This window comes from Alteraurantiacibacter palmitatis (assembly GCF_037154115.1).
Classification (GTDB): domain Bacteria; phylum Pseudomonadota; class Alphaproteobacteria; order Sphingomonadales; family Sphingomonadaceae; genus Alteraurantiacibacter; species Alteraurantiacibacter palmitatis.
Map to the genome: position 1 here is coordinate 98227 of NZ_JBANRO010000011.1, position 16340 is coordinate 114566.

Here is a 16340-nt window from a genome sequence, read left to right on the forward strand (position 1 = left end):
CGCTACCAGCGAGTCAGCCGAAAGCGCATGGCGGTCGGGCTCACCTTGAACCGACGAGCTAACGCTTCGATCGCCGCCTCATCCTCAAGGTCTACTCCACCGCCCTCCAACACAGCAGCTAAGAGATCGCCGGGGATCAACAACTCCGAAGCGAACGCGTTGGCCTCGATTTCCATCGGCTCAGTCCCCAGCGCTGACACATCGTTGCGGAACAGGACGCGGATTCCCTTATCGACATGCACGGCTTGGCTGATCTCAGGGGCATGGAGTATGTGATGGGCTAGCTCATGAGCCGCCGAGAATCGCTGTCGGTTCGGATGATGCAGCGCGTTTACGCCGATGATGCCGACACCATCTTTTATGTACGCCATGCCCGAAAGGTCCTCATCGAGCGGTGCATACTGAAGGACGATTTTGCGCGATTTGATTATTCGCTCTACCGGGACTGGTGGCGCCGACACGCCAAACTCCATCAGGATCGCACGCGCAGATGCACGCGCCCGATCAAAATCCGGATTTGCCATAAATCAAGCCTTACCGCGTCGAGGCTGCAACGCGGTTGTGATCAGGTCGGCGACCTGAGCTTCAGCATGTTGCGAAAGCGTCTGTTGATTGGAAAGCATCATCTTCAGTCCATCCCCTAAAGGCTTCTGCGGCGTCGGTGGCAGGAGTTCTGCCACCTTGGTAAAATCGAGTGCGGCGGCGAGCGCGTAAACGTGATGCAGAAGAATGTTCTGCCGACCACTCTCGATGTTTGCGATCGACGCACGCGACATCTTCACCTTTCCAGCCAGTTCCTCCTGAGTGAGGCCAAGCGCTTTCCGGCGGGTTGAGACCGCGCTGCCAAAAGCCTTGTAGAGAGCTTCGCCTGCCATGAATTTTGTTTGCGCTGGGCTTTCGGGAATGTCAACCTCACAAACATAATGTGCTTGATACAAACATATAGGCGTGTTCGATAGTTGACATTGCGATCCAATTCGGGAATCCGTTGCGCTAGGGCGTGGTGCCCAAGATGAGTCGGAGAACCAGCGATGTCGAAACGAATTCACGTAGTGCCCCATGGGTCGGGCTGGGCCACACGTCGCGAAGGCGCGACCCGCGTGGGGTCGACCCACAACACCCAGGCCGGTGCTACGCAGGCAGCGCGTGGCACTGCCGTTCGCGAACGCGGCGAAGTAATAATCCATCGGCCGGACGGTCGCATCCGGGACGCCAATTCGTATGGCAACGACCCCTTTCCACCGAAGGGCTGACGGGTTTGGGCTGCCTTGGAAGCGGTCCGGCTCCGGTACGTGAATGAGGCAACTGGGTCATTAGAGAGGAAACATCGCGCGGATGGAGGAAGGGGAAAAAGAACGCGGCGCTGAGCGGCCATATCGAGTGCTCAGCTTGGACGGCGGTGGGATGCGGGGCATCTACACCGCCGCCTTTCTGGCCCGGCTGACGGACCAGTTCGCCCGCATTCGGGCCGAATCGGCGCTCGACCTCGGCCGCGGCTTCGACCTGATTACCGGAACCAGCACAGGCGCGATTGTCGGGTGCGCGCTAGCGATCGGCCGACCGATGACTGAGGTGGTAAGCCTCTATCGCGAGCACGGTCCCAAGATATTTCCGCACCGGATCGCCGGCAAGCGCAGCGCCATCTACCGCGCGAGTCAGGGCAGCCGGTTCGTGCGCGAAGGCGACATGGCTCTGCGCGCCGCGCTCAAGGACGTGCTCGACGACGTTACGATGCTTGAGGTCTTCGAAGGCCGCGGCATCTCGCTCGCGATCCCCACTGTGCTCATGAGTGAGCATCGGGCCTGGGTGTTCAAGAAGACGCCCAAGAGCGGCGTGCGTGACGACCGTTACCCGCTGGTCGACGTCTGTATGGCGACCAGCGCCGCGCCGATCTACCGCTCGCTCGCCGCCATCGATGACCCCAACGCGCCCGGTGGCCCCAAGCAGGTGTTCGCCGACGGCGGCCTTTGGGCCAACAATCCGATCATGGTCGGGCTCGTCGACGCGCTGACAGTGGCCCCTCCCGAGCAGCCGATCGAGATCTACTCGCTCGGCACCTGCCCGCGTCCCGACGGGGATCACCTCGACGCCGAGAGCGCGCACCGCTCGATGCTCGACTGGTCGCTTGGCGCGGACGTCGCGCCGCTGAGCATTTCGGCCCAAGAGTTCGCCTTCGACCATATGGCGCGGCTTCTTACCAACGCGATCAGCAGCTGCGGCCGCTCAATCCGGCGCGTGCGCTTCCCCAACATGCCCGTGCCGGCGAGCATGATGCCGTACCTGGCGCTCGACGACACCCGGCCCGAGGCGATGGACCGGCTGGTCGGCCAGTCCCACACCGACGCCGACCTGACCAAGAGTGCGTGCGACGATCCTAACAGCGACGACGGCCGCATGATCCGTCGCCTGATGCACGACCTGCCGGCGATGCCGGCGACCGGGGCCGTCTGGCGTCCCTCCCCCACCGAGCACCGAGAAGGATAGGTGATGTTCGACTGCTCCAAAGACGTGCGTGCGTATCACAATCAGGACGTGACCCTGCCCAAGAGCGAACAGGACGCCATGCGCGACCGGCGCGACTCCAACCGGACACGGCTGAGGAACGGTCTGGAGAAGGCTAGCAAGCCCAAGCCGATCGAGTTCGTCAAGCAGGGCAGCTACGCCATGAAGACGATGTGCCGCGACTTGGACAACGACTACGACATCGACGACGGTGTCTATTTCGAGAAGGACGACCTGGTTGGCGACCGCGGTGCCGAGATGACGTCCCTGCAGGCCCGTCAGATGGTTCGTGACGCGGTCGACGACGGCAAGTTCAAGTGCGCGCCGGAGGTGCGCTCCAATTGCGTACGCGTCTTCTACGAAAAGGGCTACCACGTCGACCTGCCGGTCTACCGACGCGTCATTACCACGACCGTGTTCGGCGAGGATGTGCATTATGAACTGGCGGCGAGCAGCGGCTGGAAGCGCTCGGACGCCCGCGACGTGTCGGGCTGGTACGAAGACGAGCGCGCGGCGTCGGCGGACGGCATCCAACTGCGCCGTATCAACCGCGATCTCAAAAAATACGCGCGCAGCCGCTACAGCTGGCGCGGCGCGATCCTGAGCGGCTTCGGCATCTCGGTGCTGACGACGGAGAGGTTTCAGGTGAACGACCGCGAAGACCGGGCGCTCTACGACACCATGGTCGCGATCCGGGACCGGCTGAAATGGAACCTCGTCGTCGCGCACCCCGTTACTCCGGGGGACACCATCACCAGTGGCTCCGACGACGCCAAGGCGCGCTGCTTCCGCGAAAAGCTGACCGAGGCGATCGACACGCTGGCGCCGCTCTTCGACGCGGACTGCACACGTGAGAAGGCGCTCAGATGCTGGGATAAGGTATTCGCGACGACGTTCTTCAGTGAACGTCTGGAGGATGAGCAGCGCGCCTCAGTCGTTGCTCCGGCGATCATCGGCTCGGCTGCCCTGTTGGGCGCGACGGCGGCAGCGGCGAGCGCGGTCAGCAGCGCCGGCGGCGGCCGCCATGCCTAGAGAAGTTTTTCCGCTCGGCTGGCGACAGGCGGCGATTCGTCTTGAAGCGACTTTGCGCGAGCAAGCGGGGCAGGCACCCGAGCGTCTCAACATGGCGACGATCGGCGCCGACTATCCCACCCGCGACTGGATCGCGGCCGGCTGGCGGATCAAGGTTGCCTTCTCCGACGGCGTGACCCGACGCATTGATCTGCTGGCAGGAAGGCATTTTCCGACGACTCCGGTGCGAACGGCGTTGGTCGATCACCCCGAGACGATGACCTGGCCGCATGTCGAGAGCGACGGCATCCTCTGTCTGCTGCCCAATATGGCCGAGTGGGATCCGGACGATCCGTCGACGGTCGCCATGGGTCTCCTTCATCGCTCAATCATTTTGATCGAGGAGCTGCTTGAGGGCGGCATCGTCGAACGCGACTTCCGCGAAGAATTCGTGACTTACTGGGGCTACCGGGTGCATTCACAAGGCCAATCCCTGTTCAGCTTACTCGCGCCCACTCCGAGTTCGCGGCGGGTGCGGGTCTGGCGCGGCAAGGGCCTCGAGGTGGTTGGAGAGGACCACGAATTCTTGGCCGCTTGGGTCCATCATCGCTTTGGCGACAAGACGCCGGTCAAGACCGAAGCGGCGGCCTACCTCTGGTTGGATACGCCGCCGTTGCCCGCCGACTATCCGGAGACCGCGGTCGATCTATATCGGATGGCCGAGCGGGTCGGCGACGACGCCCGGACCATTCTCGAAGAGGTCGCGAGTAACGAGCCGGACGAGGTGTTGGTGCTGTTTGGAGCGATAGGGCGCGGCGGTGCAGCGTTGATTGGCGTGAAGGTGCCCAATCCGAAGCGACGCAAGAGTAGGCCGCGCGCGCCAGACGAACCGCTGTCGGTGGGGTTCCGACCGCACCATACACCGCAATCGCTCCTGCTTGGACGCTACTTCGGCGCGCTCCCCGTGATTCGGACCCAGGTCCAGCGTGCGGATGCTGATTGGATTCATGGGCGCGGTCAGGATTCTCGCACACTTCGTCTGCTTGGCGAGACCGTCGTCATTATCGGCTGTGGATCAGTCGGTGCGCCCGTCGCGTGTGCGCTGGCCCAAGCGGGGGTCGGGCGGATCGTGCTGGTTGATCCCGAGATTCTGGGCTGGCCGAACGTTGGTCGTCATCCGCTTGGTGCGACGGATGTTGGTCGGAACAAAGCCGAGGCTTTGGCGGAGCGGCTTCGGACTGACTATCCGCATCTCACCATCGAACACCGGCCGTGCGGTCTCCATCAGCTTATTGCGCAAGACGGCGATTTGCTCGCGGCAGCCGATTTGATCGTCGCCGCGACAGGCAATTGGGTCGCCGAAAGCGCCCTTAATCGGTGGCACGTGGCGCAAGGTCGCGCGAGGCCCATTCTTTACGGTTGGACTGAGCCGCATGCCTGCGCCGGCCATGCGGTCGCGATCGGCGCGGAGGACGGCTGTCTGCAATGCCATATTGGACGCACCGGTGCGCCAGAGCTCACGGTGATCGAGTGGCCGGAAGGCGGCGGAGCCACTATAGAGGAGCCGGCATGCGGGGCCCATTATCAGCCCTACGGACCTGTAGAGTTGACCTATGTAACGGCGATGGTCACGGACGCGGCGATGGATTGCCTCCTCGATCCGCCTAAGCATTCTTTCAGCCGAGTATTCGTGGCTTCGGCGCGCCGTATTGCTGCGTTTGATGCACAGCTGACCAAAACCTGGCGCGCCGCTTTTGGCGAACTTGGAGAGGGCATCCGGACGGTCGACCGGCCTTGGCCGTCCGCTAGCTGCGCCGCTTGCGGGCCCGGACGTTTGGACGAAGCTGCCTAGTAAATTGCAGAACCCATTTACTTCCGCACGTCCATCCAAATCTAGCTCTTAGGCATTCTCGGCCAACGGCTTGAACGGCAAGAGCGGAGCGAATCGCCGTCATCAGCGGACGAAAGGAGAGGGAGCTTTGCTCTTCCTGAACCGGGGCATGTCCGTCCCGGCGATCAGGAGAGCTCATATGACCAAGTCCCGCCGCACTACTTCGACGTCGCCCGCTCAGCGGATTACCGACGCCATCATCGAAAAGCTCGAGCAAGGAACTAAACCCTGGGTCAAGCCATGGCGCGGTGTACCTGTCTCGCGACCCTTGCGTTCCTGCGGGACGCCCTATCGCGGGATGAACACCTTCTGGTTGTGGTTGGTGGCCGATGGCTGCGGGTACGCCTCGCCCTACTGGATGACCTATCGCCAGTGTCAGGCGCTCGGCGGGCAGGTCCGAAAGGGCGAAAAATCGACCATCGCGATTTTCTACAAGAGCTACACGAAGGAGGTCGAGAACGCCGAAGGCGACGCGGACACCGAGAACCGGCGCGTGCTCAAGGCCTATGCCGTGTTCAACGCCGACCAATGCGATGGCCTCCCCGCATTCTATCATCCCAAGCCACTCATTGCAGCGCTGGAGCCCGAAGGACGCGAAGACCGCCTTGATGCCTTCTTTGCCCATATCGGCGCAGACCTGCGCCATCATGGCGCGCAGGCCTATTACGAGCCGCTGCGCGACCGCGTGACCATGCCGCCAGCCGAACTCTTCCAAGCCTATGACCACTACTATGCGACGCTCGCACACGAGTTTTCGCACTGGACGGGGCATTCCTCGCGGCTCGACCGCGATCTCAAGAACCGCTTCGGCAGCGACGCCTATGCTGCCGAAGAACTGATCGCCGAGCTGTCCTCGGCCATCCTCGGGGCCGAACTGGGTCTTCCGGTCACCCACCTCGACCATCACGCCAGCTACATCGCGTCCTGGCTCAAGATCCTCAAATCGGACGAGCGCGCGATCCTCACCGCTGCGGCCAAGGCCGAGGAAGCTGCCAGCCTGCTCCTCGAACTGGGTGGCCATCAATCCAGCGAAAGCGAGGCCCACATCGATCTCGCTGATGCAGCCTGAGGAGCAGTGAGATGGGACGTTCCGTCAGCTATCCGACCGGCTCCGTGGTGGCCTTTCGCCTGCTTGATGACGGCGAAGACGAAGCTTTCGACTGGGCCTACGAGTGCCTCGTCGACGAGGTCATTGATACCGCGAAGGCGGCCTTTCCTTCCTTCGAGCGCTTCGATGGATGGCGCGGCCGCGAAGATCGTATCCTCCTTCGCAATGCCTTCGCCGATTGCGGCATATCGACCTATTGCGGGCTCGCGGTGATCTGGCTCGTCGAGCGGGACGATGCCCGTTACTGGGAGGCCGATTTCTACAAACCGCGAGTGCCGAGGGCGCGGCGCTGGCTTGGCCAGGTCTCCTTTAGGTTCATCGGCCTGTTCGGTGAGCTGCGCCTGGTTGGGCGGTTCTCGAATGGCGAAGCGATCTTCGAGCGCTCCCGATCCGCTTGCGCCACCGGGTCCTGATCCTGCCTCATCCCTGTCCGCCGGGAGAGGCCCTTGGGCCGGTCGGGGCGAGCCGCAACCTGCGGCCCGTCGGCCCGTGTTGCCCGCGCCAGCCTAGGGCCGAAGGTTTCCCGCTGCGCGGTGCGTCTCGCCCCTTCTCCCGGCCCTGATCGGGCTCCGGCGGACAGGGCCGAGGCAATGGTGCCTCCTCTCCTTGTCCCCGCGATCAGGAGACACCCCATGTACGACAGCTTCATCGACCAGTTGAGCGGCCTTGACCTTTCAGGCCTCAGCATCAGGCCGGCCCCATTCAACGAAACCGACTTTCCCTGCGAGGAAGCGATCGAGCAGACGCTTGGTGCCGTATGGTCCGACCTCTTCGCGATGTTTTCCGACACGGCCCTGGAAGCTGATGCCGAGGACATTGCCTGGGGCGTGGTCAATCTCTTTCACCGTGCCGCTGGCCGGAAGTCCGCTCAGCTCGACCGGGCCAGCGACGAGATCCGGGTCCTCCTCGCATCAGCCGATGGCTCCGAAGTGCACTCAAGCAATCTGGAAGAGCAGGTCGAACGTGCACAGGCCGCCGAAGCCAGCATGCTGGCCTTCGAGCAGATGCGCGAGGCTGCGGCAGCACTTTACCGCGACGAGACCGGTTCCTCGTGGAAGCCCGTTTCCGGCTCGCGCACGAGCCATTCGCGGCACCTTACCTCGGCAGTAATCGATGCCCGCGATTTTCTCCGCGCGCGCGCGGAGAACAGGCGTCACGCCCTGATCCCGGAAGGAACTCCGATCCTCTTTGCCGGTGGTCGCCAGAGCTTCGAGAGCGCCGAGGACGCGCGCGCCTACGCCGACAATATCTGGGCGACGCTGGACAAGGTTCGCGATGTGGTTCCCGATCTCTTCCTGGTTCATGGCGGCGACGGCAAGGGTGCCGATCGCCTCGCCGCGAGCTGGGCAGAGCGCCGCGAAGTTCAGCAACTGACTTATTCGCTTGATCGTCGTCTCGGTGCCCGCGCCGGGTTCAAGCGCAACGAGCAGATGCTCTCGCTCAATCCGCGTTATGTCGTCGCCTTCCCGGGCAATGGCGTGACCGAACGGCTCGTGATCGATGCCAAGGCACGCCGGATCACCGTGGTCGATCGCCGCGGCACCTTGGGCACCTCTCCCGGGTCCTGACGAGCCCATCATCATCTGCATTTGCATTGCCTGGATGTGCATTGGGCGCCGACCCGATTATAGACCGGTCATGCAACTTGACGATCTGCTGCAGCGCTACTTTGCCACCACCGACCTCTCCGGGGTTGCCCTCGACACGTTGTCAGCTGGCATCGAGCACTGCCGGGTCGATCTTGGCCTTGAGGAAGACCGGGGCAAGCGCTTTGCACTGTGGTCGTTCCTGCACATGTTCGGGTCCGCCCCCGATCTCGATGTGGCGTTCGAGAACGAAGAAGACCGGGAAGCAGCTCGCAACTTCATGGATCTCCTGGCGGCATCGGAAGGCGATGGGGCAGGTTGATTGCAGCGGGGTCTCGGCACCTTCAGGCCCGCACCCGATACCCATCCGGCTTTCTTCGCGAACAGTCCTGAACCAGGTCAGCTGAGGACAGCAACCCGTTCCTTTCCGGCCGTGTTGGCAGCTGCGCTGCCTGCCCGCACCACCCGTCATGAACAGGTTTCCCTTGGAGCTTCGCTCCTGCGGTGCAGTCCTCCCATGCCCTGCTTCTTCTGGATGTTCGCAAGCCGGAGATGGTCTCCGGTTTGAGGAACTGAAGGAACTTTGATCATGACAAATATCGCAATCCTCACCGGCCGCATTGCCCGCGATCCGGACACTCGCGAGACCAAGGGCGGCACCAATGTCACCGGGATCACCGTTGTCACCGATCGTCCCGCACGCGACAAGGACGGCAAGACCTACAAGGACGAGAACGGCTACACCGCCAAGGAAAGCGAGTTCCACCGGGTGACTTGCTTCAATGGCCTCGCCAAGACCGTCGGCCAGTACTGCTCCAAGGGCCAGCTGGTTTCGGTCCAGGGCCGCATCCACTACACCCAGTGGGAAGACAAGGACGGGGTCACGCGCTACGGCACCGAGATCCTCGCCGACAAGGTCGACTTCCTCTCCCGCGGCAACGGCTCGGGTGACGAGAACGACAACACCGACGCTCCCGAGATCGACTGACATCGATCCCGGTCGTCCCCCTTACGAAGAGGCTCTGCCGCAAGCGGCAGGGCCTCTTCTTCTGTGGTTACTGGGTTCCCGGCGTTGCATGCGAAGCACGGGTTGCACCGCGCCCCGTCAGTTTCTCGATCGCGGCATCCTCTCCGAGTTTTCCGAGTTCTTCGGCAACCTTCCTCAGGCCCTTCTTCGAGAAGCTTTCGAGGCCGCTTCCCAGGATGATTTCGCCGAGCTCTCTGGCCGCCTGCACTTCAAGTTCGCGTTGTTTGGCGTCGAGCGCCTCGCGGTCTGCTTCGAGCTTTTGCAGGGCTGCTATCGCGCTCCTGTTTCGGGGCATGTTACTTGTCCTTTTGTCCCCCTCGGATCTGCTCCCCGGTTGTTTCCATGCCCGCGTCATCGGGGTGTAGGAAAGGCAATTCGCACCCAGCAGGCGTTCGATATTGGGGCGGAGGTGGTGGGTTCTTGCTCACGGTTCTCCCAGCATGATGGCCTTGCGCCTCCCGCCTCAAGGACGGCGGGGCCCCACCATTTTGCCCGCCACCGGATTGCATCCGGCAGCGAACAAAATCGTTACCCCCACCGCCGCTTTCGCGGTCGCCCATTCGGGCGATCCCTGACCCGGGATGCACAAGACCATCGCGCGCACCTCCTGTCGTCTCACGACAGAAATCAGGAGGATTATCATGGCTTATTCAATGCATTGCGTCCTTCCGTCACGGAGCTATTTCGAGGCTCTGGAAGCAGCCGAGAAGAGAGCGCTGCACAGCTTCTTCGATCAGCACGTTATCGAGGATGACGAACTCGGATACTTTGCCCTCGACGAGGGTGACTACAACATCTTGCCAGCACATCTCGCAGCGCGGGTGGTCCACACGGTCCATGGCGGCATGCTCGACGAATTCTGAGACTACCGACAGGGCGGGAACCGGAAGCGGTTCCTGCCCTTTTTTCTTGTTCGCCGGGTAGCCCAATCAAACAAAAGAACCCGGTTCGGTCGGTTGCTCTGACGGCCGCCCACCGCAATGCGGCGGCGCCCGATAAGTGGAGCGGGGCTGTGGACGCACTCTGTCCCGCGCATCTTGCGATGCGCTCCTGAGGGTGCGGCGTAATTTGTTCTTGGGCCCCGCGCGCACTTGCGAACCGGCAACGGGTCGGGCGGCGGGAAGCTGGGCACGCGACATGCCCCGCTTGCCTTGCTTCCCACGCACCCTTGGCCGCTGCCTTTTTCGCAGGTGCTGTCTTTGCCTGGAGGCGTCGAAATGCTCTCGATCTACATCGGAAGAGGTGCCAGGCTTGGTTGCTCGCGCTCCATCGTGGAGGTCAGGAAAGGTCGTCCTTGATCAATCCCCCTCATTTCCTGGACCACCTCGCGCACCTGGGAACAAAGGAGCACACCCTACCCCGCGATTTCGGGATTTATCTTTCTGTTATTGCTAAAGAATGTGGTTTTGGGCGAAATCAACCCGTCTGCGAGTAGAGCGGCTTTGCGCTGATCCGTTGACAACTCACATCCATCTATCACTCTGAAATATCGTCTGAATCTTTCGATTGACTGCGAGTTGTTCACGATTTATTCTCATCAGCGTCTTCCGCAAGGTGAGCTAGGTTCCGTCGGCCCGACAAGGAACCTGTTTCATGACCCGACAAGATCGGCTTCAGACATTCGTATCTCTCTCCGTTGGTAACTGGGTTCGCCAGTGTGCCGCGGACCATGGCGTCAGTGTCAGCGTCTTTATTCGTGACCTCATTGTTGCAGCGTGGCAGCGCGATAACGAGGCGAAGGACCGGCCCGCAGGGCTCGATCCCGCGCGCCAGGCAATCTTCATTTCGGTGGCGCTCGATGCGCTTCTGGCCAGTCATTCGGACGCGAGCTTGCGCGACCGTACCCACGAAGCGTACCGGCGACGCCTCGAGCGTCTTGGCCTCCCCGTCAACGCGAACATGGGAGGCCATTCCCATGAAGCATAATCTCCTGAACTTCACCCGCGGGAGCCAACTGCTCGGCCACTTCGGTTTCATGTTTGCCGCGGGCCTGAAGGGGCCTTTGATTGTCACCGGCCTGGTAGCGGTGGGCACCTGCTATTGGGAAGTGCGGTCGGCTCTGAGTGATCACCAGATCTACCTGGTCTGGATGCATATCTACGCCAGCCTCTATGCCTTCATGGAGTTCGATCCGGCCAAACTGGTCAACCTTGAATTGCTTGACGGCGAAAGGGTCGGCCTCCCGTTTGGCATCGTTCGCGAGTTCCCGCCGATGCGCGAGGCGGTCGAGGCGTTTCGTACGGCAGTGAAGCAGGGATTGCTGGTCTCGGCGGTATTGCTGATCCCGGCCTTCGTGTTCTTCTGGTGGTTCGCCGAGCGCTTTGGCGGGCGGTCGAAGGAGCGCAAGCACGAGCGCGGTGCAATGCTTGTTTCGCTCGACGAACTCGAAGAAGAAATCGAGCGTCACAACAAGGCATTCCGGGCCGAAGAACTTGGACGCAAGTTCGGCTGGAAGTGGCGGCTTGCGAGCTCGTCGGCGCTCGCGGAAGCGGGCCACTACCAACCCGCACATCTCGCCGGTGTAAGCTGGCCGTGGCGGCTCGAGCAGAGCCACGCCATGCTCATTGGCACAACCGGAACCGGCAAGACCGTGGCGCTCACCGAACTTGTTGCCGAAGCACGTGAACGCGGCCAGCGCGCGGTCATTTTCGACCTCACAGGGGCTTTCATTGAGGCCTTCTACGATCCTGCACGCGACATTATTCTCAATCCTGTCGATGTTCGGTGTCCGTTGTGGAGCGTGTTCAACGACTGTACGACGGAGGCGGAGTTTCACGCCGCTGCCGAAGCGCTCGTGCCCCATGACGGGGGTGGTTCAGAACAGTTCTGGGTGCTCGCGGCGCGCATGCTGTTCGTCGAGATGTGTCTTCATCTTGCCCGTACCGGCACGGCAACCAACGAGGCTTTGGCACGGCGGCTGATGACCGCTGACCTGTCCGAAGTGCATAAGCTGATGCGCGGTACCATGGCCGATCCGCTGACCGCCCCGGAAGCGGCCCGCATGGCGGAATCGATCCGCGCTGTGTTCAATGCGAATGCGAAAGTGCTCAAACTTTTGCCCTCATCCGGACCGCGCTTTTCGGTCCGCGACTGGGTCAAAGGCGACTGTCAGGAGGGCTCGATCTTGTTCCTCTCTGCCCGCTATGTCGACATGAGCATCTCCTCGCAGTTGCTGACGCTGTGGCTCGACACGGCGATGAATACGCTGATGACGCTCGAGCGCACACAGGACCTGCGGATGTGGTTCCTGATCGACGAGCTTGGTGCCCTTCACCGACTACCGGCGCTTGAAAAGGGGCTGCAAACCGCGCGCAATTTTGGCGGTGCGATCATCACCGGGGTGCATGCGTTTGCCAAGCTCAAGGAAGTCTACGGCGAGAACATGGCCATGACACTGTCCTCGCTTGCGCGCACCAAGCTCATCCTGGCGACAGCCGATCGCGAAACGGCGACCTGGTGCTCCGATTTCATCGGCCACCGGCAGGTGCGCGACATGGAAGAAGGCTACAGCTACGGGTACAACAATGCGCGCGACGCAGTCAGCCTGACCCCCCGGCGGCAGATCGAGCCGTTGCTCCTGCCCGACCAGTTCATGAACCTTCCGCGGCTGTCAGCCTACATCAAGTTTCCCGACGGATTCCCCGCTGCGCCGGTCTCGCTCATTCCGCGTACGCGTGGCCGTATTGCCGAAGGTTTCATCGCCCGCGAGAGACCGCTCATAAAGCCTGGCCAGGGTTCGGCTGCAATGACGCCCCAAACGAAACCGGGTTCGAAACCGAATGACGAGCATCCCGCCTCGAACGATGACGGTGCCGGTAAGCCCGTCGATTCAAAGCAGCTCAAACTCGATCTGGAGGGGCAGCGCCGTGTCGCCGATGAACCGCTGGATCGACAGGAGCCTGTGCCGCTTGAAAAGCTGAATGCAGGGCGCGCTGCTGGTGATCTCGATGCCGAAACCCGCTCCGATACGCATCTGGATGCAGGTCCAACGCTACCGCTCGCCGCCGTGCAAACCGGTGAGGATGCACCAGCAATGGGCGCGGAACAGCATCCGTCCGAACCAGGAACCGCCGGCGATCACGCAGCTGGAAAGGGCGGTTCGACGCCCCAAGCTCGCGCGGTGACCAGTGGGCACCAATCTCTCACGCCGGTCGAGAAAGACCTGCGTGAAGGTGCGGTCGCAGATCCTCCGGAAAAGGATTTCGGCGAGTTCGAGCCCGACATGTGAAGACGAAATGGGGAGGGGTTTACCGGCCGCGGGGGGAGTCGTGACGAGGACCAGGCAGAATGCTTTCCGTCGCCAATGTGCGCTCCCCTTCGGCTGCTGCGAGCTATTTCGCGGCAGATAATTACTACACCGGCGCCGATGCCGATCGTTCCGGAACCTGGGTCGGGAAGGGAGCGGAACGACTTGGCCTTGAGGGCCGCGTCAGCGCCGAGCAATTCGATGCCTTGCTGCGGGGAGAGCTTCCCGGCGGTATCCAGGTCGGCAACGCGGGCCAGGCCCACAGGCCGGGAACGGACCTCACATTCTCGCTCCCGAAAAGCTGGTCTCTGCTCGCGCTGGTGGGCGGCGACCAGCGGATTGTCGATGCCTATCGCGAGGCCGTCATCGAGACCTTGCGCTGGGCAGAAAAGAACGCGGCGCAGACCCGGATGGGTAGTCAGGCTGGTTACGGGAAGGTCGCGACAGATAACCTGACGATTGGTCTTTTCCAGCACGACACCAACCGCAATCAGGAGCCAAACCTGCATTTTCACGCAGTTGTAGCCAATGTCACGCAAGGCAGCGACGGGAAGTGGCGCGCGCTTCGCAATGACAAGCTTTGGTCGTTCAACACCCTGCTCAACTCGATGACCATGGCGCGCTTTCGTCTGGCGGTCGAGCAAATGGGCTACGAAGCAGGGCCAGTTGGAAAGCATGGCAATTTCGAAGCAGCGGGCATTGCTCGCGGGCAGGTCATGGCCTTTTCAACGCGGCGCGAAGAAGTCCTCGACGCGGTACGCCAGCTGGGTGAGAACACGCCGAAAACTCGCGACATCGCCGTGCTCGATACAAGGAAAAGCAAGGCGCCCGTCAGGGACCGGGACAGCCTTCTCGATGCATGGCGGCAGAAAGCCCAGGAAGTCGGAATTGACCTTGCCGGTTTGATCGATGCGTCGCAGATGCGGGCTGCAACGAAGGACATTCCCAGCTCGAAAGAAGGGAGCCTTCTTCAGCGTGGAATTGCGAAGCTGAGAGAGTTCGCACAGCGAATCAAGGGCGATCCGGCTGATCCGCTGATCCCTGCTCATGTCCTCAAGCAGGATGCACCGACCATCGCGGCCGCACAGGCCGTGGCCTCTGCGGTGCGTCATCTCTCGCAGCGCGAGGCAGCGTTCCCCCGTGAGGGATTGCTGATGGCTGCGCTCGATTTTGGGCTGCCAACGACGGTGGATCACATCGAAACCCGTGTGAATGCACTCGTCAGAAGCGGCGTACTCGAGCCCGGCAAAGGTGAGCACAAAGGCTGGCTGGCGAGCCGCGAGGCACTTGAATTTGAAAGCACCATTCTCGCGAATGTCGACCAGGGACGAGGTGCGGTGTCGCCCATCCTGGATCGGCCGGACGCTGCAGAACGGGTTCAGGCTGTTGCTGCGATCAACCACGGAATTTCGCTCAACGAAGGGCAGGAGGATGCGGCGGGCCTTGTCCTTTCGTCGCGCGACAGGATCGTAGCGATTCAGGGCATTGCCGGGGCGGGCAAGAGCAGCGTGATGAAGCCGGTCGCCCAACTGCTCCGCGAGGAAGGCAAGCAAGTGCTGGGGCTCGCGGTGCAGAACACGCTCGTCCAGATGCTCGAGCGCGACACCGGCATCCGTTCGATGACCATCGCCCGCTTTCTCGCCCAATGGGGCAGGCTGCTGCACGAGCCGGGAAATGCCTCCCTGCTTGGCGAGGCTCGGAGCGCGCTCGGAGACCATGTCCTGGTGGTCGATGAGGCGTCGATGGTGTCGAACGACGACAAGGCCAAGTTGGTACGGCTGGCGAACCTTGCAGAAGTCCATCGTCTGGTTCTCGTCGGCGACAAGCGACAGCTAGGCGCCGTCGATGCCGGTAAGCCCTTCGACCTCGTCCAGCAGGCCGAGATCGCGCGCGCCAACATGGATGTGAATTTGCGCGGCCGCGATCCCGTCCTGCGGCGAGCCCAGGCAGCCGCGCAGGAGGGACGCATCGACGATGCGCTCCGGGCTCTTGCTCCTTCAACCATCGAGGCACGCGGCGACAGTGCGATTGTTGCTGCCGAAAACTGGCTTTCTCTCAGCCCGGCGGATCGGGATCGGACCTCGATCTACGCGTCGGGACGGGCCTTACGGTCTGCGGTCAACGAGGCTGTCCAGCGCGGACTCAAGGCCAACGGCGAGCTCGGCCCACGATCGGGTCGGCTGACCGTTCATTCTCGGGTGAATGTGACACACGAGGAGTTGCGATACCTTCGCACATACCAATCGGGCATGGTTCTCAACTTTCGCTCGCGCGACAGCACCCAGAAACTCTCCAAGGGCGACTACACCGTCAAGACCATCGACCATGCGCGCAGGCAGCTCGTGCTTGAGGACAGGAAGGGGCGTCTTCGTAAGTTCAATCCCGCGCGTCTACGCCCCGGCGCAGCCGATAGTCGGCTGTCGCTCTTCGAACGAAAATCGCTGTCCATCATTGAGGGTGACAAGATTCGGTGGACCGACAACGACCACAAGCGCGGGCTGTTCAACGCCGACCAGGCGAGGATCGTGGCCATCGACACAAAGGGCGTCTTGGTGGAGACATCAGGCGGCAAGGAGCTCCGCCTGAGCCGCGGCGACCCCATGCTCAAACGCATGGACCTCGCCTATGCCCTCAATGCGCATATGGCGCAGGGACTGACCTCTGATCGCGGGATCGCGGTGATGGACAGCCGCGAACGCAATCTCGCCAATCGGCAGACCTTCCTGGTCACGGTCACCCGGCTTCGCGACGGCCTTACGCTGATTGCAGACAATGCCGAGAAACTCGGCCGGGCCATCAAGTCCAACAGCGGCGAGAAAGCGTCGGCACTTGAAGTAACGCAAAGGCTCAAAGCGGCAGCTGCCAAGGGGCTTTCACAAGACAAGGATGTTGGCAGCGCTTCGCCTGCAAGTGACAAGCCCGAACTCACAAAGGAAAGGGTAAAGCCTTTCGAAATCGGCATTTGATCA

General features: G+C 62.1%; 16 protein-coding genes. 13 read left to right on the forward strand and 3 right to left on the reverse strand.

The window, feature by feature from the left end; all coding sequences use genetic code 11:
- Positions 1–2 precede the first annotated feature (2 nt).
- Positions 3–524, reverse strand: coding sequence for an ImmA/IrrE family metallo-endopeptidase (locus tag WFP44_RS13540; RefSeq protein WP_336927103.1), 522 nt, complete (start codon positions 522–524; stop codon positions 3–5).
- Positions 525–527: 3 nt separating this feature from the next.
- On the reverse strand, positions 528–875 hold the full coding sequence (locus WFP44_RS13545) for a helix-turn-helix domain-containing protein (protein ID WP_336927104.1): 348 nt from the start codon (positions 873–875) through the stop codon (positions 528–530).
- Positions 876–1031: 156 nt separating this feature from the next.
- On the opposite strand from WFP44_RS13545, the gene WFP44_RS13550 reads away from it, so the two are divergent.
- The 9 genes from WFP44_RS13550 to WFP44_RS13590 all read left to right on the forward strand — a co-directional run bounded on the left by WFP44_RS13550 (position 1032) and on the right by WFP44_RS13590 (position 9086).
- Positions 1032–1253: a DUF2188 domain-containing protein gene (locus WFP44_RS13550; RefSeq protein ID WP_336927105.1), complete on the forward strand. Its 222-nt coding sequence runs from the start codon at positions 1032–1034 to the stop codon at positions 1251–1253.
- A gap of 82 nt (positions 1254–1335) precedes the next feature.
- On the forward strand, positions 1336–2484 hold the full coding sequence (locus tag WFP44_RS13555; protein ID WP_336927106.1) for a patatin-like phospholipase family protein: 1149 nt from the start codon (positions 1336–1338) through the stop codon (positions 2482–2484).
- A 3-nt stretch (positions 2485–2487) separates the two neighbouring features.
- Complete coding sequence (locus WFP44_RS13560; protein ID WP_336927107.1) at positions 2488–3534, forward strand: cyclic GMP-AMP synthase DncV-like nucleotidyltransferase; 1047 nt, start codon at positions 2488–2490, stop codon at positions 3532–3534.
- Between the two features lie 91 nt (positions 3535–3625).
- Positions 3626–5365, forward strand: coding sequence for a ThiF family adenylyltransferase (locus WFP44_RS13565; protein ID WP_336927108.1), 1740 nt, complete (start codon positions 3626–3628; stop codon positions 5363–5365).
- A gap of 178 nt (positions 5366–5543) precedes the next feature.
- Positions 5544–6473, forward strand: coding sequence for an ArdC family protein (locus WFP44_RS13570; protein ID WP_336927109.1), 930 nt, complete (start codon positions 5544–5546; stop codon positions 6471–6473).
- A gap of 11 nt (positions 6474–6484) precedes the next feature.
- Positions 6485–6925: a hypothetical protein gene (locus WFP44_RS13575; RefSeq protein ID WP_336927110.1), complete on the forward strand. Its 441-nt coding sequence runs from the start codon at positions 6485–6487 to the stop codon at positions 6923–6925.
- A 219-nt stretch (positions 6926–7144) separates the two neighbouring features.
- A complete protein-coding gene (locus WFP44_RS13580) occupies positions 7145–8080 on the forward strand; it encodes a DUF2493 domain-containing protein (RefSeq protein ID WP_336927111.1) in 936 nt (311 codons plus the stop codon).
- Between the two features lie 70 nt (positions 8081–8150).
- A complete protein-coding gene (locus tag WFP44_RS13585; RefSeq protein ID WP_336927112.1) occupies positions 8151–8420 on the forward strand; it encodes a hypothetical protein in 270 nt (89 codons plus the stop codon).
- Positions 8421–8687: 267 nt separating this feature from the next.
- On the forward strand, positions 8688–9086 hold the full coding sequence (locus tag WFP44_RS13590; protein ID WP_226792137.1) for a single-stranded DNA-binding protein: 399 nt from the start codon (positions 8688–8690) through the stop codon (positions 9084–9086).
- A gap of 67 nt (positions 9087–9153) precedes the next feature.
- On the opposite strand, the gene WFP44_RS13595 is transcribed toward WFP44_RS13590, so the two are convergent.
- Positions 9154–9420 (reverse strand): DUF6437 family protein, encoded by a 267-nt coding sequence (locus WFP44_RS13595; protein WP_336927113.1) that lies wholly within the window; start codon positions 9418–9420, stop codon positions 9154–9156.
- A gap of 346 nt (positions 9421–9766) precedes the next feature.
- On the opposite strand from WFP44_RS13595, the gene WFP44_RS13600 reads away from it, so the two are divergent.
- The 4 genes from WFP44_RS13600 to mobF all read left to right on the forward strand — a co-directional run bounded on the left by WFP44_RS13600 (position 9767) and on the right by mobF (position 16337).
- Positions 9767–9988 (forward strand): hypothetical protein, encoded by a 222-nt coding sequence (locus WFP44_RS13600; RefSeq protein ID WP_336927168.1) that lies wholly within the window; start codon positions 9767–9769, stop codon positions 9986–9988.
- A 730-nt stretch (positions 9989–10718) separates the two neighbouring features.
- Positions 10719–11051 (forward strand): hypothetical protein, encoded by a 333-nt coding sequence (locus tag WFP44_RS13605; protein ID WP_063511268.1) that lies wholly within the window; start codon positions 10719–10721, stop codon positions 11049–11051.
- Positions 11041–13353 (forward strand): type IV secretion system DNA-binding domain-containing protein, encoded by a 2313-nt coding sequence (locus tag WFP44_RS13610; RefSeq protein ID WP_336927114.1) that lies wholly within the window; start codon positions 11041–11043, stop codon positions 13351–13353. The genes WFP44_RS13605 and WFP44_RS13610 overlap by 11 nt, the downstream gene beginning before the upstream one ends.
- Before the next feature lie 59 nt (positions 13354–13412).
- Entirely contained in the window at positions 13413–16337 is a 2925-nt protein-coding gene (gene mobF / locus WFP44_RS13615; protein ID WP_336927115.1) for a MobF family relaxase, read from the forward strand.
- The last annotated feature ends 3 nt before the right edge of the window (positions 16338–16340 follow it).